The sequence below is a fragment of the Cupriavidus pauculus genome (genome assembly GCF_008801835.1).
In the GTDB taxonomy this organism is placed as follows: Bacteria; Pseudomonadota; Gammaproteobacteria; order Burkholderiales; family Burkholderiaceae; genus Cupriavidus; species Cupriavidus pauculus.
The window spans coordinates 46,109-67,574 of the sequence record NZ_VZOW01000010.1 but is presented as its reverse complement, the minus strand read 5'-3'; the positions used below and the strand labels follow the sequence as shown (position 1 = coordinate 67,574).

The 21,466-nt window shown below is 63.1% G+C and carries 20 protein-coding genes; 4 read left to right on the top strand and 16 right to left on the bottom strand.

The genetic code is table 11. The annotated features are described in order from the left end of the window. Positions 1-45 precede the first annotated feature (45 nt). The 7 genes from aroB to pilM all read right to left on the bottom strand — a co-directional run bounded on the left by aroB (position 46) and on the right by pilM (position 7,086). Positions 46-1,152, bottom strand: coding sequence for a 3-dehydroquinate synthase (aroB, locus tag F7R19_RS13035; protein WP_150980921.1), 1,107 nt, complete (start codon positions 1,150-1,152; stop codon positions 46-48). Next, a complete protein-coding gene (locus tag F7R19_RS13030; protein ID WP_099047563.1) occupies positions 1,149-1,754 on the bottom strand; it encodes a shikimate kinase in 606 nt (201 codons plus the stop codon). Before F7R19_RS13030 ends, aroB begins: the two co-directional genes overlap by 4 nt. 223 nt (positions 1,755-1,977) lie before the next feature. Further along, positions 1,978-4,128 (bottom strand): type IV pilus secretin PilQ, encoded by a 2,151-nt coding sequence (pilQ, locus tag F7R19_RS13025; RefSeq protein ID WP_150980920.1) that lies wholly within the window; start codon positions 4,126-4,128, stop codon positions 1,978-1,980. Continuing rightward, the gene (locus F7R19_RS13020; protein WP_150980919.1) at positions 4,125-4,670 is read right to left on the bottom strand and encodes a pilus assembly protein PilP; all 546 of its coding nucleotides are present in this window, start codon (positions 4,668-4,670) and stop codon (positions 4,125-4,127) included. Before F7R19_RS13020 ends, pilQ begins: the two co-directional genes overlap by 4 nt. Next, positions 4,667-5,344, bottom strand: a complete 678-nt coding sequence (locus tag F7R19_RS13015) for a type IV pilus inner membrane component PilO (protein ID WP_061956501.1) — start codon at positions 5,342-5,344, stop codon at positions 4,667-4,669. The genes F7R19_RS13020 and F7R19_RS13015 overlap by 4 nt, the downstream gene beginning before the upstream one ends. Before the next feature lie 2 nt (positions 5,345-5,346). Further along, positions 5,347-5,997 carry a PilN domain-containing protein gene (locus F7R19_RS13010; protein ID WP_150980918.1) on the bottom strand — a complete coding sequence of 217 codons (651 nt, stop codon included), beginning with the start codon at positions 5,995-5,997 and terminating at the stop codon, positions 5,347-5,349. Between the two features lie 18 nt (positions 5,998-6,015). Further along, positions 6,016-7,086: a type IV pilus assembly protein PilM gene (gene pilM / locus F7R19_RS13005; protein WP_200899015.1), complete on the bottom strand. Its 1,071-nt coding sequence runs from the start codon at positions 7,084-7,086 to the stop codon at positions 6,016-6,018. Positions 7,087-7,548: 462 nt separating this feature from the next. On the opposite strand from pilM, the gene F7R19_RS13000 reads away from it, so the two are divergent. Further along, positions 7,549-9,927, top strand: coding sequence for a penicillin-binding protein 1A (locus tag F7R19_RS13000; RefSeq protein WP_061956505.1), 2,379 nt, complete (start codon positions 7,549-7,551; stop codon positions 9,925-9,927). Positions 9,928-9,985: 58 nt separating this feature from the next. On the opposite strand, the gene cyaY is transcribed toward F7R19_RS13000, so the two are convergent. Further along, positions 9,986-10,321: an iron donor protein CyaY gene (gene cyaY / locus F7R19_RS12995; RefSeq protein ID WP_150980917.1), complete on the bottom strand. Its 336-nt coding sequence runs from the start codon at positions 10,319-10,321 to the stop codon at positions 9,986-9,988. Positions 10,322-10,436: 115 nt separating this feature from the next. Between cyaY and lptM the strand changes: the two genes are divergently transcribed. Both lptM and lysA read left to right on the top strand, forming a co-directional pair. Next, positions 10,437-10,703, top strand: a complete 267-nt coding sequence (gene lptM, locus F7R19_RS12990) for an LPS translocon maturation chaperone LptM (RefSeq protein ID WP_061956510.1) — start codon at positions 10,437-10,439, stop codon at positions 10,701-10,703. A 14-nt stretch (positions 10,704-10,717) separates the two neighbouring features. Then, entirely contained in the window at positions 10,718-11,980 is a 1,263-nt protein-coding gene (gene lysA, locus F7R19_RS12985; protein ID WP_150980916.1) for a diaminopimelate decarboxylase, read from the top strand. Between the two features lie 73 nt (positions 11,981-12,053). On the opposite strand, the gene msrQ is transcribed toward lysA, so the two are convergent. The 8 genes from msrQ to F7R19_RS12945 form a co-directional block, all read right to left on the bottom strand. Next, the gene (msrQ, locus tag F7R19_RS12980; RefSeq protein ID WP_084003959.1) at positions 12,054-12,749 is read right to left on the bottom strand and encodes a protein-methionine-sulfoxide reductase heme-binding subunit MsrQ; all 696 of its coding nucleotides are present in this window, start codon (positions 12,747-12,749) and stop codon (positions 12,054-12,056) included. Beyond that, the gene (msrP, locus tag F7R19_RS12975; RefSeq protein ID WP_150980915.1) at positions 12,749-13,756 is read right to left on the bottom strand and encodes a protein-methionine-sulfoxide reductase catalytic subunit MsrP; all 1,008 of its coding nucleotides are present in this window, start codon (positions 13,754-13,756) and stop codon (positions 12,749-12,751) included. Before msrP ends, msrQ begins: the two co-directional genes overlap by 1 nt. Before the next feature lie 75 nt (positions 13,757-13,831). After that, positions 13,832-14,662, bottom strand: coding sequence for an anti-sigma factor family protein (locus F7R19_RS12970; protein WP_099047565.1), 831 nt, complete (start codon positions 14,660-14,662; stop codon positions 13,832-13,834). Beyond that, positions 14,659-15,192 (bottom strand): RNA polymerase sigma factor, encoded by a 534-nt coding sequence (locus F7R19_RS12965; protein WP_061956518.1) that lies wholly within the window; start codon positions 15,190-15,192, stop codon positions 14,659-14,661. The genes F7R19_RS12970 and F7R19_RS12965 overlap by 4 nt, the downstream gene beginning before the upstream one ends. A gap of 32 nt (positions 15,193-15,224) precedes the next feature. Further along, on the bottom strand, positions 15,225-15,653 hold the full coding sequence (locus F7R19_RS12960; RefSeq protein WP_061956520.1) for a COG4315 family predicted lipoprotein: 429 nt from the start codon (positions 15,651-15,653) through the stop codon (positions 15,225-15,227). A 250-nt stretch (positions 15,654-15,903) separates the two neighbouring features. After that, complete coding sequence (gene ccsB, locus F7R19_RS12955; RefSeq protein ID WP_200899016.1) at positions 15,904-17,061, bottom strand: c-type cytochrome biogenesis protein CcsB; 1,158 nt, start codon at positions 17,059-17,061, stop codon at positions 15,904-15,906. A 164-nt stretch (positions 17,062-17,225) separates the two neighbouring features. Then, positions 17,226-19,475 carry a cytochrome c biogenesis protein ResB gene (locus F7R19_RS12950; RefSeq protein WP_150980914.1) on the bottom strand — a complete coding sequence of 750 codons (2,250 nt, stop codon included), beginning with the start codon at positions 19,473-19,475 and terminating at the stop codon, positions 17,226-17,228. Between the two features lie 193 nt (positions 19,476-19,668). Beyond that, positions 19,669-20,328, bottom strand: coding sequence for a c-type cytochrome (locus F7R19_RS12945; RefSeq protein WP_150980913.1), 660 nt, complete (start codon positions 20,326-20,328; stop codon positions 19,669-19,671). 331 nt (positions 20,329-20,659) lie between these two features. Here F7R19_RS12945 and yihA point away from each other — a divergent pair, with 331 nt between their 5' ends. Continuing rightward, on the top strand, positions 20,660-21,340 hold the full coding sequence (yihA, locus tag F7R19_RS12940; RefSeq protein ID WP_150980912.1) for a ribosome biogenesis GTP-binding protein YihA/YsxC: 681 nt from the start codon (positions 20,660-20,662) through the stop codon (positions 21,338-21,340). The last annotated feature ends 126 nt before the right edge of the window (positions 21,341-21,466 follow it).

The following is a 21,466-nucleotide window of genomic DNA, read 5'->3' as shown; positions in this document are numbered from 1 at the left end:
AGTAATCCGTTGGGTGGTTCAGGGTTGCAAGGCATAACCAATCGCTCAGGCGACTGGCGCCTCGGTTGGCGGTTTCAGTACCGCGTGACGCAGCGTGTCGCGCAGATCCTGATCCGGCACGGTGGTGATGAAGGCCTCGCCGAGCTTGCGCAGCAGGATGAACTTGATGCTGCCCGCCTCCGCCTTCTTGTCCACCTTCATTAATTCGACGTAACGGTCGACGCCGAGATCCGGCGCCACGATGGGCAGCATCGCCGCCTGGGTAAGGGTGCGGATGCGCGCACGCGTTTCGACATCAATAAAGCCAAGCCGATGCGAAAGATCTGCCGCCATCACCATGCCGCAGCCGACGGCCTCGCCGTGCAGCCACTCGCCATAGCCCATGCCAGCTTCGATTGCATGTCCGAACGTATGGCCGAAATTGAGGATGGCGCGCAGCCCGCCCTCGCGTTCGTCCTGCGCCACGACGCCTGCCTTGATCTCGCACGAACGTCGCACGGCCTGCGCCATCAGGCTGGCGTCGCACGCATTGAGCGCCGCGATGTTCTGCTCGATCCAGCCGAAGTAATCGGCGTCAGCAATCGCGCCGTGCTTGATGACCTCGGCGAGCCCTGCCGCGAGTTCGCGCGATGGCAGCGTGCGCAGCGTATCGATGTCCGCGATCACGGCGTTGGGCTGATGGAACGCCCCGATCATGTTCTTGCCCAGCGGGTGGTTGATGCCCGTCTTGCCGCCGACCGACGAATCGACCTGCGCCAGCAACGTGGTCGGCATCTGCACGAACGGCACGCCGCGCATGTAGCAGGCTGCGGCAAACCCGGTCATGTCGCCCACCACGCCGCCGCCAAGGGCAATCAGCGTGGTCTTGCGGTCGGCGCCCGCCTTCAGCAGTGCGTCGAAAATCAGGTTGAGCGTTTCCCATTGCTTGAACCGCTCGCCGTCGGGCAGCACCACGGTTCGCACGGTCTTGCCCAGGCCGCTCAAGGCGGCTTCGACGCGCGCCGCGTACAGCGGACCGACCGTTTCATTGGTCACGATGACGGCGTGCTGGCCGCGGATATGCGGCTGCAGCAGGTCGGCGCGGTCCAGCAGGCCGCTGCCGATATGGATCGGGTAGCTTCGCGTCCCGAGATCGACTTCCAACGTAATCATGAATGGGTGTCCTGCGCCGGTTGTCCAGTCGCCGCATCGGCAGCGGATTCGCATTCGGAATCTGCGGGGGCAAACGTGAAACCGGCCATTTCAAGTTGCATAAGAACCATATTAGCAAGCTGCGCCACGGTCGGCTTGCCGGTTTCGATGACGAAATCGGCGACTTCGCGATAGAGCGGATCGCGCTGCGCATAGAGCGCCTCAAGGCGCCCCTTCGGATCCTCGGTCTGCAATAGCGGCCGATTGCGGTCATGGCGCGTTCGCAGCCATAGATCGTGCGGACTGGCGCGCAGATAGACCACCGTGCCGTTGGCCTTGAGCGCCTCGCGGTTGGCCGGACGCAGCACCGCACCGCCGCCAGTGGCCAGGACGATGCCCTGCTGCGCGGTCAGTTCGGCAATGATCTGCGCCTCGCGGTCGCGAAATCCGGCCTCGCCTTCGTGCTCGAAAATGATCGGAATGCGCACGCCACAACGCGCCTCGAGTTCATGGTCCGAATCGAAGAACGGATAGTTGAGGCGCCGGGCCACGGTGCGGCCGACGGTAGTCTTGCCGGCGCCCATCAGGCCAACAAAGAATAGGTTCGGGCGATTGGCTGTCACTGGACTGTCTTGCACGATAAGGCTTGGGGCATCGACACGCCGACCGTCAGGGCCAGGTCCGTCTCGACGTGATGCATCCGCCATTGTGCATCATCGCAACGGGCCCGCCGCGGCTGGCTGTCGCCACCACTAACGATGCCGCCAAAATGAAAAAAGCCGCGTCCGAATCCGACGCGGCCTGCCAGTCTACTGCATCCGGGCTTTGTGCTGCACCCGGCCGGCATTATTTCAGCGACACGCTGTCGTTCAGGATACGTGGGGTCAGGAACACCAGCAGTTCCGTCCGGTTGTTGACCTTGGCGTTGTTCTTGAACAGATTGCCCAGCACCGGGATGTCGCCCAGCCACGGCACCTTGTTGTAGTTGTTCGATTCTTCCTGACTATAGATGCCGCCGATCACCACGGTGCCGCCGTTCTCCACCAGCACCTGCGTCTGCACGTGCTTGGTGTCGATGGCGAAGCCGTTGACGGTCTGGATGCCCACGCTGTCCTTGTTGACGTCGACGTCCAGCAGCACGTTGCCTTCCGGCGTGATCTGCGGGGTGACTTCCAGTTTCAGGTTGGCCTTGCGGAACTGGATCGACGTGGCGCCGCTGGAGGTGGCCGATTGGTACGGCAGCTCCGTGCCCTGTTCGATCAGGGCCTTGATGTTGTTGGCCGTCACGACGCGCGGGCTGGAGATGATCTTGCCTTTGCCGTCCGCCTCGAGCGCGGACAGTTCCAGGTCGAGGAAACGACCCGCACCGGCATTGAAGATGCTGAATGCCACCGATGCCGGATTGGTGCCGTTGATGGCTGCCGCGGGCAGGCTCAACGCCGGGCTGTTATCCCACTTGGCATCCTGCGTGAACGGCGACGCAACGTTCTGGTACGTGTTGCCAAGCGCGCTACCGGCGCGTGGCAAGGCGAAACCAAGCTTCACGCCAAGGTTGCGACTGAAGGTGTCGCTGGCTTCGACGATACGCGCCTCGATGATCACCTGGCGCACGGGGATGTCGATCTTCTGCAGGAAGATCTGCACCTCTTCCAGCTTGCCCGCGATATCGGACACGAACAGCTGGTTGGTACGCGGGTCCGCCGTCAGCGAGCCACGCTTGGACAGCATGCGCGTCACGCCCATTGCGCCAGCGCCGCCCACCGCGGCCACCGGCGCCGCACCGCCGCCCGCGCCACCGGTCGCCGGCATGCCCAGCAGCATCCGGCGCACGTCGTCGGCGCGCTGGTAGTTCAGCTGGAAGACCTGGCTGCGGATCGGCTCGAGTTCGTTGATCTGCTGCAGCGACTCGAGTTCCAGCTTTTCCTTGGTGGCAAGTTCAGCCTTCGGTGCCACCCACAGCACGTTGCCGTTGCGGCGCGAGGCAAGACCCTTCGAATCCATGACGATCTGCAGGGCCTGGTCCCACGGAACATCCTTGAGACGCAGCGTCAGGTTGCCCTGCACGGTATCGCTGGTGATGATGTTCAGGTTCGTGAAGTCGGCGAACACCTGCAGCAACGAGCGGATGTCGATGTTCTGGAAGTTCAGCGACAGGCGCTCGCCGCGATAGCCCTGGCCCGAGATCAGCTTGTTCGGATCTTCCTTGACCTGGCGGACTTCCACGACGAACTGGTTGTCGGTCTGGTACGAGCTGTATTCCCAGTTGCCGCGCGGCTCGATGGTCAGGCGCGCGCTGCCATTGGTGTCTGCGGCGCGCATGGCCTGGACCGGCGTGCCGAAGTCCGTGACATCGAAGCGGCGACGCAAATCCGTTGGCAGCGAGGTGCCCATGAAATCGACCACCAGGTTCTGTCCCTGTTGCGCGATGTTGATACCCGAATCGCGCGACGAGAGATCGACCACGATGCGGCCCGCACCGTCCTGCGCGCGGCGGAAGTCGATATTGCGCACCGACGGCCGGTTGACCGCCATCGACTGGGCTGCGGCGGCCGCGGCAGCCGTGGGCGCGAACGTCGGCGCCGCGGCATTGGGCGCCTGCACCACGTTATCGAGCAGCACGACGTACTGCGTGCCGCGCATTTCGGTCCGGTAGGTGGTAGTGCGGCTCAGGTTCAGCACAACCCGCGTGCGGTCCCCGATCTGCATCACGTTTGCGCTCTTGAGCAGCTTGCCGGCGTACTCGTACTGCGCACGCCCAGCGCCAAATCCCGTATCGAAAAAATCGATCGCGATCTTGGCGGGATTCTGGGTTGTGAAATCCACCGGTTTCTGCGCGAGCGGACCCTGCAGGTCGACCGTAAACACGGTCTGCTCGCCCACGACGTTGGCTTCCACCTGCCTGAGCTGATTCTTCTGTGCCAATGCGGCCGGAGAGGCCAGCACCAGCGCCATCGCTGCAGCGCCCGCAAGCGCCCGGACCCAACGTACGGTGATCATGCGGATGCCTCCAGCTTCAGGCTGGTCATTTTCTCTTTCCAATCTGAGACCCCTTCCCGAACCAATTCGCGCAACACGATCTCTTGATCGGTGATGCGGACCACCCGGCCGTAACTCTGGCCGAGATACTGACCCACCTTTACGTGATGGATCTTGTTATCTACGCGTACGACACCGTAGGTCTCGCCGTTCTTCTTCAGCATCCCGAGCATCTTGAAGTTTTCCAGCGGAAAATCTTCGAGCGGCTCGTGTCGCCGTCCGGCCTCCGGCGACTCGGACATCGTTCTGTTCAGTTCGCCGATCTTCGTCTGCGCGAAGGGCTCCGGCGATGCGCGACCACCATACTCGCGCGGCACATACGGCTTGACGTCGGGCAGGGGCTCGGGCGGCGGCGCCTTGGCGGCACGGGTCTGGCTCATCCATTGGCGCAGGCCTTCGTCGTCGCTGGATCCGCAGCCGCCCAGCGCGATGACCGTAAAGGCGGCGACGCCAAGCGTGCGCCACGCAAGCAGGCGAACTCGATTCACGCGGACAGGGCTCATTTGGCGCCTCCCGCCTTGGTCTTCTTGGCGGCCGCGTCGGCCGCGGCGCGACGCTGTGCGGCCTGCTCGTCAGGATCCAGCGCACGATAAGCCATGGCAACGGCTTCCATCGATAGCGTGCCGTCCTTGGCCACCGACATGTTCAGGTTTCGCATCGAAACGATCCGCGACAACGCGGCGACGTCGGCATTGAACAGCGCAACATCGTGGTAGCGGCCCGTAACCTTCAGGTTGACCGGAATCTCGGCGAAGTAAGGCTTTACCGTGGCGGGCTGCGGCTTGAACAGTTCGAACTGGAGCCCGCGCGCCACGCCGGCGTGATTCACGTCAGCCAGCAACGCATCCATTTCGGTGCTGTTCGGCAGTTGCCGTTCGGCAAGGGCCACGCGCTTTTCGACCTCGACCTTTTGCTTGCGCAGTTCGTCGAGGTTGGCCACCTGGGCGACCTTGGTCTTGAACTGCGTCTTCAGCGTCGCGTTTTCGGCGTGCCTGCGATCGAGTTCGTCGCTCTTGTCGGTCCAGTAGAACTGCCAGCCCAGAATCAGCACGATCACCGCAGCAAGAATCGAAAACAGCACGCGCGGCGCTGCGGGCCAGGTTTCCGGCTCGTTCAGGTTCAGACCGCGAAATTGCGTGGTCAGGTCCTGCAGGGAAATATCGGAATTGAGCGCCATGGTCAGACCTTGTCCTTCGCGGCTTTGGCAGCGGCGCCCGAGGCCCCGCCGGCGCCCTTCTTGTCGGCAGGCTGCTCCGGTGCGCGGTAGGAAAAGCGCATCGAGAAGTCGAACAATCTGCGCTGCTCCCGCAGATTGTTGGTCATGGTGATGGCCTTCGATTCCACCAGCTCGGCGCGATCCAGCCACTGCACCTGACCGATATTGCGCAGCAGTTCCGATACGCGCTCGTTGGATTGCGCAACGCCAGCCATGACGAAGTCGTCGCCGGTCTGCTTGAGACTGGTCAGGTACACGCCTTCTGGCACCTGTCGCACCAGCTCCTCCAGCAGTTGCACCGGCAGGTTGCGCTGCGCCTGCAGGCTTTCGATGGCGCGCTGCCGGTCCAGCAGCGATTCGATGTCCTTCTTGAGCGAATTGACTTCGGCGATCTGCCCGTCCATGCGGGCGTTTTCGGTCTTCAGGGTCTGATTCAGCCGGGTCACTTCATCGATCTGTGCATCGATGTAGAAACCCCCGAGCAACACCACGAGCACGCCGGCGCCCGCGGCGCCGCCCAGCATGGTGTAGACCTTCTTGCGCCGGGCCGCCTTGCGGGCCTCGTGATACGGCAGCAGGTTGACCGACGGAATGGTATTCGTCGTCGTGGACATGCGTGTCCCCTCGATGGGTTATTGCAGTCCGCGCAGCGCCAGTCCCGCACTGACGATGTAGGCAGGCAGGTCGCGCTGGAGATAGCGCTCGTTGACCTTGCCTGCGGTCGTCATGTTTGCGAAGGGATTGGCCAGCGTGGTCGTGATCTGCGTCTGCTGCTGGATCGCTGCCTGGACGCCTAGCAGCGACGCGTGCCCGCCAGACAGGAGGATTTCGTCGACGCGACCGAGGCTGGAACTGGCGATGAAGTTGCCGATGGCGCCCTGCACTTCCATCGCCAATGCCTCGAGCGACGGCTTGAGCAGTTGCGCGCGCCAGGCTTCGGGCAGCGTGTTCTTGCGCTTCTTGATCTCTGCCTTGAGCGCATCGAGCGTGAACATGCGTGCCGCACTCTGCGTGAGCTGGTCGCCGTAGCTGTTCAGCGGCTGCTCGTACAGTTCCTTCCAGCCCTGGTAGAAAATGGCCTTGGAGCGGCTTCCGCCAAGATGGACGACCGCCACCACGGGCAGGTCCTTGGCATCGGTCTCGGTCAGGCTGGCGGGAACGCCCAGCATCTGCACGACCGAACGCTGCACGGCGTATTCCTCCACATCCATGACCTGCGGTTTCAGGCCGGCCATCTCGGCCGCTGTCACGCGTTCCTGGACACGATCACTGTTGGCGGCCGTGACGCGTACGCCGATGCCGCCTTCCGTTTCGCTGGGACCAATCACCGCGAAGTCGAAATTCACCGCCTGCGAAGGCGGATAGAGGCGATGCGCCTCGGATTCGACCTGCGAATAAAGTTCGTCCTCGGACAGGTTGTCCGGAAGACTGACCGTCTGGGATTCCGTCAGCATGGACGGCACGCCAAGCACGACGTCCTTGGTGCGGATGCCGGCCTTGCCGAGCGCGCGTTTCAGCGCGATGCCCACGGCTTCGATGTTGACCACGTTGCCATCGGCAACGGCGTTGCGGTCCAGCAGTTCGCTGGCGCATTTTTCCAGCCTGAAGTCGTTCTTGCCCGTCCCCACGGACAGCTCGACGACCTTTACGCTGGACGACCCAATATCTACGCCGACCGTAGTTCGGCGTAGAAGACCCGACAAGATGCCCCGTCGCAAGGTGACCCCCTGACATTTGAACTCGCCCACGGCATGTCTGCTCTAATGGTGCGAGCCAGTTTCTTGGATGAAACGTTTGCTCTTTTATGTTCGTGGATTCTCACAAAATCCGGAGGCGCTGGCAATGTGCCGGTTCGACCACGCTTTCTTTTTCGGGGCCGCGTTGCCAAAATCCGACGAATGCCCGAAAGCCGGTCACAGGCCCGTCGCACTCCGTTGTGCAAGAGCGACTTCTCGCCGCCTCACACCCCACCGATTGAAGCGCCCGTTCCACTGCCTGGCACCGCCCGCAAACCCGCGCCGCGCCTGCCCTCTTCACGGCGTGACAGCCTGATATCAACGGCATTACATCTTGTAACAGCGGCATAGCGGCTTCGGCGGCACTGCGCATGAGGAACCGGGGAGTGCCGACGATATAATCCGGGCACTCTTATTAGGTAAACCCTTATGGCCACAGCACAACAGAAGCCGTCCCTTCCCGTCCGCCGTCCGCTATGGATGCGGATCACGTTCTGGGTACTCGGACTGCTTGTCGCGGGCGCTGTCGCCGTGGCGCTGCTGGTGGGCTATGCACTGGTCGTCGCGGCGCCGAACCTGCCCTCGCTGGATACCATCACCGACTACCGGCCGAAGATTCCGTTGCGGATCTATACGGCCGACAACGTGCTGATAGGCGAATTCGGCGAAGAGCGCCGCAACTTCGTGCCGATCACCGAGATTCCCGATGTCATGAAGAAGGCGGTGCTCGCCATCGAGGACGACCGCTTCTACGAACACGGCGGCGTCGATTTCGTGGGCGTGCTGCGCGCGGGCCTGGCCAACCTGCGCGGCGGGTTGTCGCAGGGCGCCTCGACGATCACCATGCAGGTGGCCCGCAACTTCTTCCTGTCGAGCGAAAAGACTTATACGCGCAAGATCTACGAGATGCTGCTGGCCTACAAGATCGAGGCCAACCTGAACAAGGATCAGATTCTCGAGCTGTACATGAACCAGATCTATCTGGGACAGCGCGCCTATGGCTTTGCCAGCGCCGCGCGCGTGTATTTCGGCAAGTCGATCAAGGACGTGACGCCGGCAGAAGCCGCCATGCTGGCCGGCCTGCCCAAGGCGCCGTCGGCCTATAACCCGGTGGTCAATCCGCGCCGCGCAAAGGTGCGCCAGGAATACATCCTGCAGCGCATGCGCGATCTGCACTACATCACGCCCGAGCAGTACGACCAGGCCGTGCGCGAAGAACTGAAGGTGCGCAGCGAAGGCAATGAATTCTCGACGCACGCCGAATACGTGGCGGAAATCGTGCGCCAGCTGATGTACGCGCAATACCGCGAAGAAACCTATACGCGCGGCCTGACGGTCTACACCACGCTGACCAAGACGGATCAGGATGCCGCGTACGAGGCCGTGCGCAGCGGCATCATGACCTACGAGCGCAAGCACGGCTATCGCGGCCCGGAAGCCTTCATCGATCTGCCGTCGGACAGCGCGGAACGCGAGCAAGCGATCGACGACGCGCTGGTCGAACATCCCGGCAGCGACGATCTGCGTTCGGCCGTGGTGACATCGGTCACGCCCAAGCAGGTCAAGGCAACGCTGCTGTCCGGCGAGGTGGCGACCATCGAAGGCACGGCGCTGCGCTTTATCGCGCCGTCGCTGTCGGCCAACGCGCAGCCCAAGGTAAAGATCCGTCCCGGCGCCATCATCCGCGTGACGCAGGACGCCAAGGACAACTCGTGGTCGGTCACGCAATTGCCGGAAGTGGCGGCCGCGTTCATCTCGCTGAGCCCCGAGGACGGCTCGATCCGGTCGATGGTCGGCGGCTTCGATTTCAACCGCAACAAGTTCAATCACGTGACGCAGGCTTGGCGCCAACCCGGTTCGAGCTTCAAGCCGTTCATCTACACCGCCGCACTGGAAAAGGGCTTTTCGCCGGCGACGGTGATCAACGATGCGCCGCTGACGATCGGTCCCGACACCGGTGGACAGGTATGGGAGCCCAAGAACTACGATGGCAAGTTCGAAGGCCCGATGACCATGCGCCGCGCACTGGCGAAATCGAAGAACCTGGTGTCCGTGCGTATCCTGCGCGCCATCGGCACGCAATATGCGCAGGACTACATTACGCGCTTCGGCTTCGAGGCCGACAAGCATCCCGCCTACTTGCCGATGGCGCTCGGCGCCGGCAGCGTGACGCCGCTGCAAATGGCCGGCGCCTACTCGGTATTTGCCAACGGCGGCTATCGCGTGAATCCGTACTTGATCCAGCGCGTGGAGGATTCGCGCGGCAAGGTGATTTCGGAAACCCATCCGCAAAAGGCCAATGAGGATGCCGTGCGCGTGCTGGACGCGCGCACCGCGTTCATTGCGGACAGCATGCTGCGCGAAGTGGTGCGCAGCGGCACGGCGAATCCCGCCAAACAGCGCCTGGGACGCAACGACCTGGCGGGCAAGACCGGCACCACCAATGACGCCGTCGACGCCTGGTTCGCCGGCTACACGCCGAAGCTCGTGGCCATCGCCTGGATGGGATACGACCAGCCCAAGAGCCTGGGCGTGCGCGAAACCGGCGGCGGCCTCGCGTTGCCGATCTGGGTCGGGTATATGAGCAAGGCGCTCAAGGGCGTACCGGAAAGCCCCGAACGTCAGGCGCCGGAAGGCGTGGTCATGGTGGCCGGCGACTGGACGCTCGAGGAAAATGCCGGTGGCGCTGGCGTGGCGTCTGTCGGCCTGGGCGATCCGTGGCCCGGCAAGCCGGAGGAAAGCTCGCGCCCGCCGCAGGACACCGAGGCGGAGAAGAAAAAGATTCTGGAAATGTTTGGCGGCGCGTAACCGTCCCGCGCACAAAAAAACCGGCCCTCGCGGCCGGTTTTTTTGTGCGCGGGACGGCCTACTTCAGCGTCAAAGCCGCGCCCGCCTGCTGGCTCACATACCCCGACAGCGCGGCATAAAGCTCGGCGCCGCTGCGCGTATCGACCCATTTGCCGCCATCGTGCCGAAAGTGGAAACCGCCGGCCTTGGCGGCCACCCAGAGTTCCTGCATTGGCGCCTGGCTGTTGACGATGATCTTGGAGCCGTCTTCGAATTCCAGCTCCATGACGTTGCCCGTGCGGTTTATCTCGATATCGGCATCGGCGGCGTCGGCGGCGGCTTCGATGGCCGTTTCAAGCTGATCCAGGGCCGCACCGGCCAGGGCCAGGAACTCGGTTTCATTGAGGGGGGGCATGCTACACTCCAAGGCCGCCGGCAGCCCGTCCCGACAGGCCAATGCGCCGGCATCAAATTGATGGAAATCGTGGAAGCGTCAGGCTTCCGACAGCCATCCAGAAGCCATCCAGACAATGAAGGACTCCCCGATGCTGCGTCGTGGTGCGATTGTATCGGCGTTTGCCGCCACGCTCGCGATGACCCTTGCCGGCTGCGGCATTCGCGGCCCGCTGTACATGCCGAAGGTGCCGCCAGAGCCCACGCCGCCAGCCGTGGCCGATCCGGGCCTGGGCCAACCGGGCGCCACGCCTCCGGCAGCCCGCCCTGCCAATGACCCGGCGACATCGGCACCAGCCCCCGTGGAGCCCGCAAAAGGCACCTCCGCCCCCTCCGCACGTTGAGTGCGTACCAGAACATGACTGATTTTTTTCATCGCGGCAAAGATGGCGCCCTCGCCGTCGAGCAAGTACCGCTGGCGCAAATCGCCGCGGCATTCGGCACCCCCACTTTCGTCTATTCCCGCGCGGCGCTGACCGCCGCGTACGGCGCGTACGCCGCCGCCTGCAAGGGCCGCAATGCGCACGTGCAGTACGCGGTCAAGGCAAACTCCAACCTGGCCGTGCTGCAGGTGTTCGCGCTGCTTGGCGCGGGATTCGACATCGTTTCCGGCGGCGAGCTGCTGCGCGTGATCGCGGCGGGCGGCGACCCCCGCAAGGTGGTTTTCTCGGGCGTCGCCAAGAGCGAAGCCGACATGGCGCTGGCGCTGGAACACGACGTTCGCGGCTTCAACGTCGAGTCGATTCCGGAACTCGATCGGCTGAACGCCGTGGCCGGCCGTCTGGGCAAGCGAGCGCGCGTGTCGCTGCGCATCAATCCCGATGTCGATGCGAAGACCCATCCGTATATCTCGACGGGTCTGAAGGGCAACAAGTTCGGCGTGGCCTTCGAGGACGTGCTGCCTACCTATCGCGCTGCGGCGGCGCTGCCGCATCTCGACGTGGTCGGCATCGACTGCCACATCGGGTCGCAGATCACGGAAGTCGCGCCGTATCTTGAGGCGCTGGACAAGGTGCTCGATGTCGTCGAAGCACTCGAGGCCGAAGGGATCAGGCTGCAACATATCGACGTGGGCGGCGGCCTGGGGATCACCTACGCGGACGAGACGCCGCCGGACATCACTGGCTTTGCCACCACGCTGATCGACCGCGTGGCGGCGCGCGGGCACGGTCATCGCGAAGTGCTGTTCGAACCGGGACGCTCGCTGGTGGGCAACGCCGGCGTGCTGCTTACGCGCGTGGAATTTTTGAAGCCGGGCGCGGCGAAGAATTTCTGCATCGTCGACGCGGCGATGAACGATCTGGCGCGCCCTGCCATGTACGAGGCGTATCACCGCATCGAGCCGGTGATGCCGCGCGGCGAAGCGACAGTGTCCTATGACGTGGTGGGCCCGGTGTGCGAATCGGGCGATTGGCTGGGTCGCGATCGCGCTCTGGCGGTGCAGCCGGGCGACCTGCTCGCCGTCATGTCAGCCGGCGCCTATGGCTTTGTCATGAGTTCGAACTACAACACACGCGGCCGCGCCGCGGAGGTGATGGTCGACGGCGACGCCGTGCATCTGGCGCGCGAGCGCGAACTGCCGGCCGATCTGTTCCGCAGCGAGCGTTTGCTGCAGGGCTGAACGACTGGGCTTCTGGCTCATCTGCATCGAAGGCGACGGAACCGTCGCCTTTTTTATTGCGCGTGATTGAGCGTCATTGCGCGCCCGGCATCGCGCGAGGTTTGCGCACCCACCACCAGACGCGCATCGCCAGCAGCACAAAGACTACTGCGGCGTAGATCGATACTTCGCCGAAATCATTCTTGCCGGCCTTGTGCCACCAGTAATGCAGGATGGCGAGAACCGCGATGCCATACACGGCGCGATGCAACGCCTGCCAGCGGCGGCCGCCCATCCATCGCACCGCTGCATTGAAGGACGTGGCGGCCAGAGGGACCATCAGCACGAACGCCGCAAACCCCACGGTGATAAACGGACGCTTCCCGATGTCCTTGATCATGTAGGCGACATCGAAACCCCGATCCACCGCCAGCCACAGCATGAAATGCTGAACGGCGTAAAAGAACGTGAACAACCCCAGCATGCGGCGCAGACGCAGCAACCAGTGCCACCCGGTCAACTTGCGCAACGGGGTGATGGCGAGCGTCACGCACAGCATGACGAGCGTCCATGTGCCCGTGGAGCGCGTCACGAATTCGAGCGGATTGGCACCAAACTGCGACGTGGCGCCGAGGTAGAGCAAGCGCAGAAATGGCAGCAGCGCCAGCAGCCAGACCAGCACCTTCACGGCGCGCACGCGCGCCGGCGACAGCGTCATGCCGCTGGGGCCGCGTGCGGCGGATCGCGGTGTGCGGGCGCGCGCGGCGGAAGCCAGATCCGGTTCCGCCATCAGAAATTCTTCTTCAGGTCCATGCCCTGATAAAGCGATGCCACCTGCGCGCCGTAGCCGTTGAACGGTAGCGTCTTGCGCTTTGGTGCAAACAATGCGGAGAAGCCACCGCCGCCCTTGTCCTCGCCGATGCGGCGCTCGGTGGCCTGGCTCCATCGCGGGTGGTCGACGTCCGGATTCACATTGGAATAGAAGCCGTATTCGTTGGGCGCGGCGATATTCCAGCTCGTGGGCGGCTGCTTGTCGACGAAACGAATTTTCACGATCGACTTCGCACTCTTGAATCCATACTTCCACGGCACCACGATGCGTACCGGTGCGCCGTTCTGGTTCGGCAGCACCTCGCCGTACAGACCGAACGTCAGCAGCGCCAACGGATGCATCGCCTCGTCGAGACGCAAACCCTCGCTGTACGGCCACTGCAATACGCCGCTGCTGATGCCCGGCATCTGCTTCTTGTCTGCCAGCGTGATGAACTGCACGTACTTGGCTCCCGGTTGCGGCTCGACGCGCTTGATCAACTCGGCCAATGGAAACCCGGTCCACGGAATCACCATCGACCATCCCTCCACACAGCGCATCCGATAAACCCGTTCCTCCATGGGCGCGAGCTTCATCAGCTCGTCGATATCGTAGACCTTGGGATGTTTGACCAGCCCTTCCACCGCCACTTGCCACGGACGCGTCTGCAGCGTGCCGGCATTCTGCGCGGGGTCCGACTTGTCCGTGCCGAACTCATAAAAGTTGTTGTACGTAGTGACGTCCTGATACGGCGTGCGCTTCTCCGTCACCACGTAGGCATTGTTCGCCGCGGCAGCCAGCTTTGGCAACTTCCCCGACGCGCCTTGTGCGTGCGCAGGCGTGGCGAACCACGGCGCCACCGCGCCGGCGGCAGCGGTTCCTGCCAGCGCCATCCAGCGGCGGCGCGACAGATAAACCGCGTGGGACGTGACTTCCGATGCGGCGATGTCATCACCGCGCAGCCATTTGGGCGAAGGTATCAGCATGGTCTGGAATATTGAGAATTCATGTCGCATTGGACATCAAAAACGCGGTCGGCGTACGCGACACCTGCGCGACAGCTAGCTTCGCTGCGATTGCTGGTAGACGGTCTGCGCCAGCGCCAGCAATCTGTCGCGTTCGAGTGGCCCCGCCAGCGCGAAGCCAAGATCCCGATCCACCCAGTAGAACGCCATGGCAGCGCGCCCGGCCGGCTGTCGCGCCACGCTTGGCGGCATCCGCTCAAGCCGGAATGCCGTGTCCGGCGTGCCCTGAGCCATGCGCGTCAGTTGCAGCGAAAGCCGCGTGCCGTCATCGCTTTCGTACATCAGGATCGCCATCGGGCCGCCCTCCGACGCGCCCAGGCGTCCGCCGATCAGCCGGAAACCTTGCGCGCCAAGATCCGGCACCGGCAGCCTCGCGCCGAGCCGCTTCGACAGCCATGCGATCAGATGTGCCTCGTCGCTGGCCGGCACTTCGACGGCATGGCGGACCTCCGGGGCGAAAACGACATGACTGGCCAGTGCCTCGCGCGCAAAGCGCTCCATCGGTAGTGTGGCGACGGTCGTGGACCCGAGCCGATCGTGCGCGTACCAGCCGCCTGCGCCGCCGACGAACAGCGTTGACAGGCTGGCAGCGAGCGCCAGCGACCAGCTCGGTCGCAGTCTGGGGGCAGCGGGGCCGTCGTGGAGCTGGCGCGGAAGCGCGGCCAGCGGCACCGCTTCGTTAAGGACGCCGTCGAGTCCGGCGTGCAACGCCGCCGCCTGCCGGCGCCAGGCTTCGATCCTTTGCGCCGCTTCGGGATCCGCCGCGAGGAAAGCCTCGACCTGCGCCCGGCGCGGGCCCTGCAGGTAGCCATCCGCATAGGCATGGAGGTCGGCTTCGCTCACCGGAATTTGAGGGGCACTCATCATTTCACCCGCTGCAGCGTGGTTGGCGGTGCAGCGTCCGTCTTGCCGCCATCGAGCAGGCGGCGCATGTGTTCGCGCGCACGGGCCAGTCGTGACATCACGGTGCCAATCGGCACTTCCAGCACCTGCGCGGCTTCGGCGTACGAAAACTGTTCCAGGCTGACCAGCAGCAGCACCGCGCGCTGCGCCTCGGGCAACCGCGCCAGGGCGTCGAGCAGATCGCGCCGAAGGCCGGGATCGGCACCCGGCGCGGCCACATCGGGCAACGTATCGGTAGTGGTGACGAGATCAGCCCGACGCAGGGTGTTCAGGCGCAGCCGGTGCATCAGCGTCAGCAGCCACGGTAACAAACCGTCCGCGCCGTCCCCCCAGAATGCGCCGGGGCGCAGGCGAAAGCGCCAGCGATAACGCAGGGCACGCTCGAGCGTGTCCTGCACCAGATCGTCGGCCAGCGTAGTGTCGCCGGTCAGCCCGCGCGCGTGGCGCCGCAGACGAGGCGCCAGCAGCACCAGTTGGCGTTCGAAGGCTTCCATGCGGCAGCGCGGGCTATGTCGTCAGCAGGCCATCAGGGCTTGGCGACGTGCCAGACATTGTTGACGTTGTCGCCGGTGCGATCGCCGGGCTTGGCATCCTTCGCGAATCGATACAGCGGCATGCCGTTGTAGGCGTATTGCCGAGTGCCGTCGTCGCGCGTGATGACGGAGTACTTGCCCGACGCCGTCTTGCCCGGCTCGGCCAACAGCGGCGGCCAGTTGGTGGCGCACATGCCGTTGCAAACGCTCTTGCCGCCATTGGCGGGGTCGCGATCGAAGGTGTACAGCGTCAGGCCTTGCGGGTCGGTCAGCACGCCGCCTGTGACTTTCACGGTCGGCGGCATATCGCCGCCGCCCATGCCCATCCCCATGCCGGAACAGCCGGCCAGCAGGACGGTGGCGGCGCCAAGCGCCAAGGCCATCGGACGAAACGCGGTTACAGCGCTGTGACGGGTAGCCATCTTTTGGTCTCCTTCTCCTGAGGCGATGCCGACAGCCGGCACCGTTGTCCTTCAGTAAACACCGTATGCGACGCATTTATTCCGCGACGACTAAAAAAAGTGGCGACCTGTAGCGGCAGGCGTACTTTTGAGCACTTATGGCGGTGCATCGGAATCCGGCCGACAGGGGCTGGTCTGCGCAATCGTCCATGCGGGCAATAAAAAATGCCTGCCACATCGGCAGGCATTTTTGGTTGGCGGGGGCGAGCGCTTAAAGTTCGCCGTAGCTGTGCAGCCCGGATAGGAACATGTTGACGCCCAGGAACGCGAAGGTGGTGACCAACAGGCCGACGAGCGCCCACCACGCCGCAACCGTACCGCGAAGTCCCTTCATCAGGCGCATGTGAAGCCACGCCGCATAGTTGAGCCACACGATCAGCGCCCAGGTCTCCTTGGGATCCCAGCTCCAGTAACCACCCCAGGCTTCCGCGGCCCACAGCGCGCCGAGAATCGTGGCGATCGTGAAGAAGGCGAAACCTACGGCGATCGCCTTGTACATCACATCGTCGAGCAGTTCGAGCGACGGCAGGCGTTCGGCGAGGATGCCGCGCTGTTTGAGCAGGTACGCAACCGAAACCATCGCCGCCAGCGCAAAAGTGCCATAACCGATGAAGTTGGCCGGTACGTGGATTTTCATCCACCAGCTTTGCAGTGCCGGCACCAGCGGCTGGATTTCCTGCGCATTGCGCGTGACGGTGTACCACAGAAGGAATCCCACGGCCGCCGACACCACCAGCATCACAAACGGCCCCATGGCGCGCGTGGCGTAGCGGCGCTCGTAATAGAGATAGAACAGCGACGTGATCAGCGTGAAGAGGACGAAAACTTCGTACAGATTCGAGATTGGAATGTGACCGATATCCGCGCCGATCAGGTACGACTCGTACCAGCGCACCATCAACCCGGTGAAACCGAGCACCACCGCAGCCCAGCAAAGCTTGCTGCCGATGCTGGAGCCCGTGTCCGACTTCGAGGCAAATCCCACCCAATAGAACAACGTGGAGAGGAATACCAGCGCACTCATCCAGAGAATCGCCGACTGGCTGGACAGGAAATACTTGAGAAAGAACGCCTGGTCGGCCCGCGCCAGACTGCCCTGATACAGCTGGATCGCGAACAGCGACAGGAACGCGATTCCCACCATCAGCGGCCGCACCGGCTTCCAGTGCCAGCCCAGCAGCGCAAATGTCGGCACGGCGGCGATCAGCACGGCCTTGTCGTACACGTTCATCCAATGGCCGTAGCGCGCGAGCGCGAAGCCCGCGCCGACCACCAGCAACAGCGCGAAGCCCCAGTCCACCCAACTCAGGCGGCGCAGGAAGGAAGGCTCGAGGTACGCGGCATCCGAATACGCGAGATCGCCCGTCATGCCGTTAGGTGCGGTCGATTGCTGCGGCGTCAGGCCCGAAGAAGCTTGGTTTATGTTCGAGGACATGGCATTCCTGCTCAGTAGCGCGAAGCGCCCGTTTTATCTGCTTTATCTTTGCCGCCGGCCGGCCAAATATCGGCGAGCCAGTAGACCGTCGATTAGTACTACAGCGCAGGCCGGTTCTTATCACCCTGCCCTGATGCGCCCGATTCCGGCGGCTCATGCGCCATCGGCGTCCCGGGTGCCGCGGCGTGCACTATCGGCTGTGCACCGACCGCCCGCCCGATGTCGTCCCGCAAGGCCTCGAATTCCTGCTCGAAATCCATGGTGCGACGTTGCGTGGACATCGCCATGAGCAAATGGCTTCCGGCTGGTGAGCCATCGTCGTTCGTCCGGTTATCCCTGACCCAGATCCAGACCCGGCGTTCGCGGATGTAGAACATTGCGAACACACCAAGCACCAGCAGCAAACAGCCAAGATACACGATGTTCTTGCCAGGTGCGCGGGTCATCTGGAACACGCTCGCCTTGACCTCCTGGAAGTCGTCGAGCTGGAGAAACACGGGTGCGGCGTAGAAGAAACTGTCCGACAGCGCATTGATGGCCTGCTGCAAGAACACGCCGCTCCTGGCATCGTTTGCGATGGCCGGCAGCTTGTCTTCCTCGCGCGCCAATTGCCACAGTTCCCACATCGACCCGTTCAGGATCTTCAACAGCACATCGGCCGCCTTCTGTTGCTCCGCCTGCGGCACCGATTTTTCGAGGAAGGCAGCAATCGCGGTAAAACCGCCCGGCGGCGCATCGGGCGACGACCGCGTGGCACCCGCAAACAGGTCCATTGCCCGGAGCGCGCTTTCGGCCAGTTGTTTGCGCAATGCTTCCTTGTCTGTGCCCGGCATGGAGATCTCGGCAAAACGTCGGGCAGCTTCGCCGCGCTTGGCCGGACTTTGCAGCGCCGCGCGCAAGCGCATCCAGTCGGCCACGCTGTGTTGGTCGTCGGCAGGAATGCGCAGATAACGGAACGGTTCGCTCGGCGACTCCCGCATGCCCGCCAGAAACACGGTCTGGCCATCGAGCTGCACGGGCAGCATGTAGTTGTTGAATTCGCGCGCCTGCCCGGTGCGGTCACGCAGCTTGTACTGGACCGACGGCCCAACGTTGCGCAGATTCTTGTCCTTGTCCAGATTCGCCGCCGAACCCAGATGCTGTTCGAGCGTGTTGAGCGATTTGCGCGCCACGCCGCGCGCATCGACCTTGCCGGAAGCGTCGGTCACCGTCTCGACATTGATCTGGCGAAAATCGCTGAACTCTACGGTCAGGCCATCGTTGTCGGCCGTTGTCCCGGTTCCGGCGAGTGGCGTGTTGCCACCCACGGTGCCGGCGATCGAAAACGTCTGGTGCGCACTGCCCGCCATCGGGTAACCGACAAACTTCAGGCGCGACCCACCGTCTTCGAAACTCGACTGATAGATGGCAATACCATCGACAATCAGCGGCTCATTGACCTTGATCGTCGCTTCCGTCTTCTTGCCGCTTGCACGATCCGTCACCACCACATCCGACGCAAACAGCTTTGGCATGCCCGTGGAGTAGTAGTCGACCGTGAACTTCTTGAGCATGATCGTGAACGGCAGATCCTGCACCAGCGCGCCGTCCGAGATATTGAGAATTGCCGTGGACACCGTGGCGCCTTCCGGCACGAAGGCGTTGCCGCGGAAGCCTGGGTTGCTGGGCGACAGACGGTGTTTCGCGGGTATCTCGCTGATGATGGCATTGCCGTCGATGGGCGACTTGCCGCCGAACCACATTTGCGCGCGAATCAGCATGTCACCGTCCAGCAGCCCGCCGATGCAGATCACGACAATCGCCGAGTGCGCGAGGATATAGCCGAGCTTGTTGGCCGCCCCAGCCTTTGCGGCAAGCAGCGTGGCGCCTTCGTGTTCCACCGGCTTGATGCGAAAGCCGCGATGCCGCAGTAACGCGGCCAGACGCGATACCGCATCGGCGCGACCGCGTGTCGTTTGGTATTCGCCGCGATGATGAAACGACCGCAGACTGCGCTCGCGCACATGGTCCTTCCACGACCGCATCTCCACGATCATCTTCGGTGCGTTGCGCGTAATGCACAGCGACGTGGAGACAACCAGAAACGCGAGAATCAGCAGAAACCACCACGAGCTGTAGACCTTCTGCAGCGACAGCGCGTGGAACAGATCCGCCCAGAACGGGCCGAACTGGTTGACGTAGTTCGGATACGGCTCGTTCTGCTTGAGTACTGTGCCGATGATGCTGGCGATGGCAATCACCGTCAGCAGCGTGATGGCGAACCGCATTGAGGACAGGAGTTCTACGAACTCGCGAAGCACGCGGTGATGAGTCCTCAGGTGCAATCCTGAAGTGGAAGGATTCGACATATGCGGGTAATGCCTGAATGCGGTTCGACGCCATTGGTGGCGCCAGTGTTGTATGCCGAGGTGACGCGTGATGCGGCGTCGAAAATAAAAAAGGGTGGACATGCTTTGGCAAGCAGGCCACCCTCTTCGATTGTCACGCGTACTGCCGGTTCACCCCTCTCGGGAAAACCAGGAAGTGCGCGCCAGATACGACTTAACGGACGCCGGCGACGTAATCCGCCACCGCCTTGATCTCGGCATCCGACATCCTGGCGGCGATCGTGCTCATGACCGAATTGTTCTTTCGGGTGCCCTGGCGGAACGCCACCAGTTGCGCTTCGGTGTACTCGGAATATTGGCCTCCGATACGCGGATACTGGGCAGGAATACCGGCGCCCGTGGGGCCATGGCAGCCGGCACAGGCCGGAACGCCCTTGGCGGCAATGCCTCCGCGATAGATCTTCTGGCCCTGCTCGATCGTATCCTTGTTCTTGGCCGTGGCAGGCTTGAGCTGCTGCTTGGCCAGGTAAGCGCCCACGTCCTTCATGTCCTGGTCGGACAGGGCGCCCGCGTACAGGGACATGATGGCGTTGTCACGCGACTTGGCTTTGAAGTCGACCAGCTGCTTGTGAACGTATTCGGCTTGCTGCCCTGCCAGCTTCGGATTGGCCGCCGCGCTGCTGTTGCCGGCAGTGCCATGGCAGGAGAAACATGCAGGAACATTGCGATCGGGTACGCCTTGCGTGTAAAGCGTTTCGCCTCGGGCGGGGTCTGCTTTCGCGGCGGCCTGCTCTGCGGCAGTTGCCAACCCAGTCATTGCACCGAGCGGAACAGCCAGCGCCATGACACCCAAAAGTTTCGCAATGCGGTTCATTCTTACACCTTGTCAGAATTGTTATGAACACCGTAATGCATGCCGGTCAGTGCTTGCGGCGGGGGGAAACGCCTTGCAATGGCAAGCCTGAGCGCGCGTATGCGCGACGCCGCGATTTGATCTGGGACATCATACTAATGACCCACGATCGATTTAAGACATCGCCGATGACATCCCGCAAGGATGCCACACGTCACCCGCTCAGGAGACCGTAAACCGGGTTATTGTACAATAAATCGCTTTCCGGATTGACTTAGGTCAGTCTCTGTGGCGGCGTCATCACTGGCGTCCTGCCAGCCTTGCGGTCCGCCCGCTACCACGCACCCTGCGCATGTCCCTTCTACATCAGGCCCGATTCTTCAATACCGTCAACCATCTGCGCGACCTGCCCGCCACGGCCGTGCCGGAGGTGGCGTTTGCCGGACGTTCCAATGCCGGCAAATCGACGGCCATCAACACACTGTGCAACCAGAAGCGACTGGCATTTTCTTCGCGTACGCCCGGCCGCACACAGCACATCAATTACTTCACCGTGGCGCCCGCCAAGGCGACTGATCCCCTCGGTTTTCTGGTGGATTTGCCGGGATATGGCTATGCCGAAGTTTCCGGCAGCGCGAAATTTCATTGGCAGGGCTTGTTGTCGGATTACGTTCAATCGCGTCAGCAGTTGAGCGGCCTGGTCCTGATGATGGATGCGCGCCGCCCGTTTACGGATCTCGATTGCCAGATGGTCGAGTGGTTTCTGCCCACGGGCAAGCCCATCCATGTCCTGCTCACCAAGGCCGACAAGCTGACCAACAGTGACAACGCCAACGCGTTACGCGAAACCAAGCAGATGCTGGCCGACTATGCGGCCCAGATGGACAATCCACCGCCGCTGACCGTGCAGCTTTTTTCGGCGCTGAAGCGGCGGGGCATCGAGGAAGCACAGCGTGTGGTGGCAGGCTGGTTGTCTTTGCCCGAGGCGTTGCCGCCGGAGCAGGCGCCCGGCGCCGAATCGCCGCAAAGCTGAAGGCCATGCGTTGTGCGCCGACCGGAAAGGCATAAAAAAAACCCCGTTGCAAGCAACGGGGACGAACTTTCCCACCGGTTCAGGGCGGGTACCCGCTCAGGGAGGAGTAGCGGGGGACACCGCGCT

Coding starts and splice junctions, on each gene's coding strand:
- lysA (WP_150980916.1), top strand. CDS start 10,718: ATGACTGATTTTTTTCATCGCGGCAAAGATGGCGCCCTCGCCGTCGAG.
- cyaY (WP_150980917.1), bottom strand. CDS start 10,321: ATGCCCCCCCTCAATGAAACCGAGTTCCTGGCCCTGGCCGGTGCGGCC.
- F7R19_RS12960 (WP_061956520.1), bottom strand. CDS start 15,653: ATGGCTACCCGTCACAGCGCTGTAACCGCGTTTCGTCCGATGGCCTTG.
- msrQ (WP_084003959.1), bottom strand. CDS start 12,749: ATGGCGGAACCGGATCTGGCTTCCGCCGCGCGCGCCCGCACACCGCGA.
- F7R19_RS12945 (WP_150980913.1), bottom strand. CDS start 20,328: ATGAACCGCATTGCGAAACTTTTGGGTGTCATGGCGCTGGCTGTTCCG.
- F7R19_RS12950 (WP_150980914.1), bottom strand. CDS start 19,475: ATGTCGAATCCTTCCACTTCAGGATTGCACCTGAGGACTCATCACCGC.
- F7R19_RS12965 (WP_061956518.1), bottom strand. CDS start 15,192: ATGGAAGCCTTCGAACGCCAACTGGTGCTGCTGGCGCCTCGTCTGCGG.
- aroB (WP_150980921.1), bottom strand. CDS start 1,152: ATGATTACGTTGGAAGTCGATCTCGGGACGCGAAGCTACCCGATCCAT.
- F7R19_RS12970 (WP_099047565.1), bottom strand. CDS start 14,662: ATGATGAGTGCCCCTCAAATTCCGGTGAGCGAAGCCGACCTCCATGCC.
- msrP (WP_150980915.1), bottom strand. CDS start 13,756: ATGCTGATACCTTCGCCCAAATGGCTGCGCGGTGATGACATCGCCGCA.
- ccsB (WP_200899016.1), bottom strand. CDS start 17,061: ATGACGGGCGATCTCGCGTATTCGGATGCCGCGTACCTCGAGCCTTCC.
- lptM (WP_061956510.1), top strand. CDS start 10,437: ATGAAGGACTCCCCGATGCTGCGTCGTGGTGCGATTGTATCGGCGTTT.
- F7R19_RS13000 (WP_061956505.1), top strand. CDS start 7,549: ATGGCCACAGCACAACAGAAGCCGTCCCTTCCCGTCCGCCGTCCGCTA.
- F7R19_RS13015 (WP_061956501.1), bottom strand. CDS start 5,344: ATGGCGCTCAATTCCGATATTTCCCTGCAGGACCTGACCACGCAATTT.
- pilQ (WP_150980920.1), bottom strand. CDS start 4,128: ATGATCACCGTACGTTGGGTCCGGGCGCTTGCGGGCGCTGCAGCGATG.
- yihA (WP_150980912.1), top strand. CDS start 20,660: ATGTCCCTTCTACATCAGGCCCGATTCTTCAATACCGTCAACCATCTG.
- F7R19_RS13020 (WP_150980919.1), bottom strand. CDS start 4,670: ATGAGCCCTGTCCGCGTGAATCGAGTTCGCCTGCTTGCGTGGCGCACG.
- F7R19_RS13010 (WP_150980918.1), bottom strand. CDS start 5,997: ATGTCCACGACGACGAATACCATTCCGTCGGTCAACCTGCTGCCGTAT.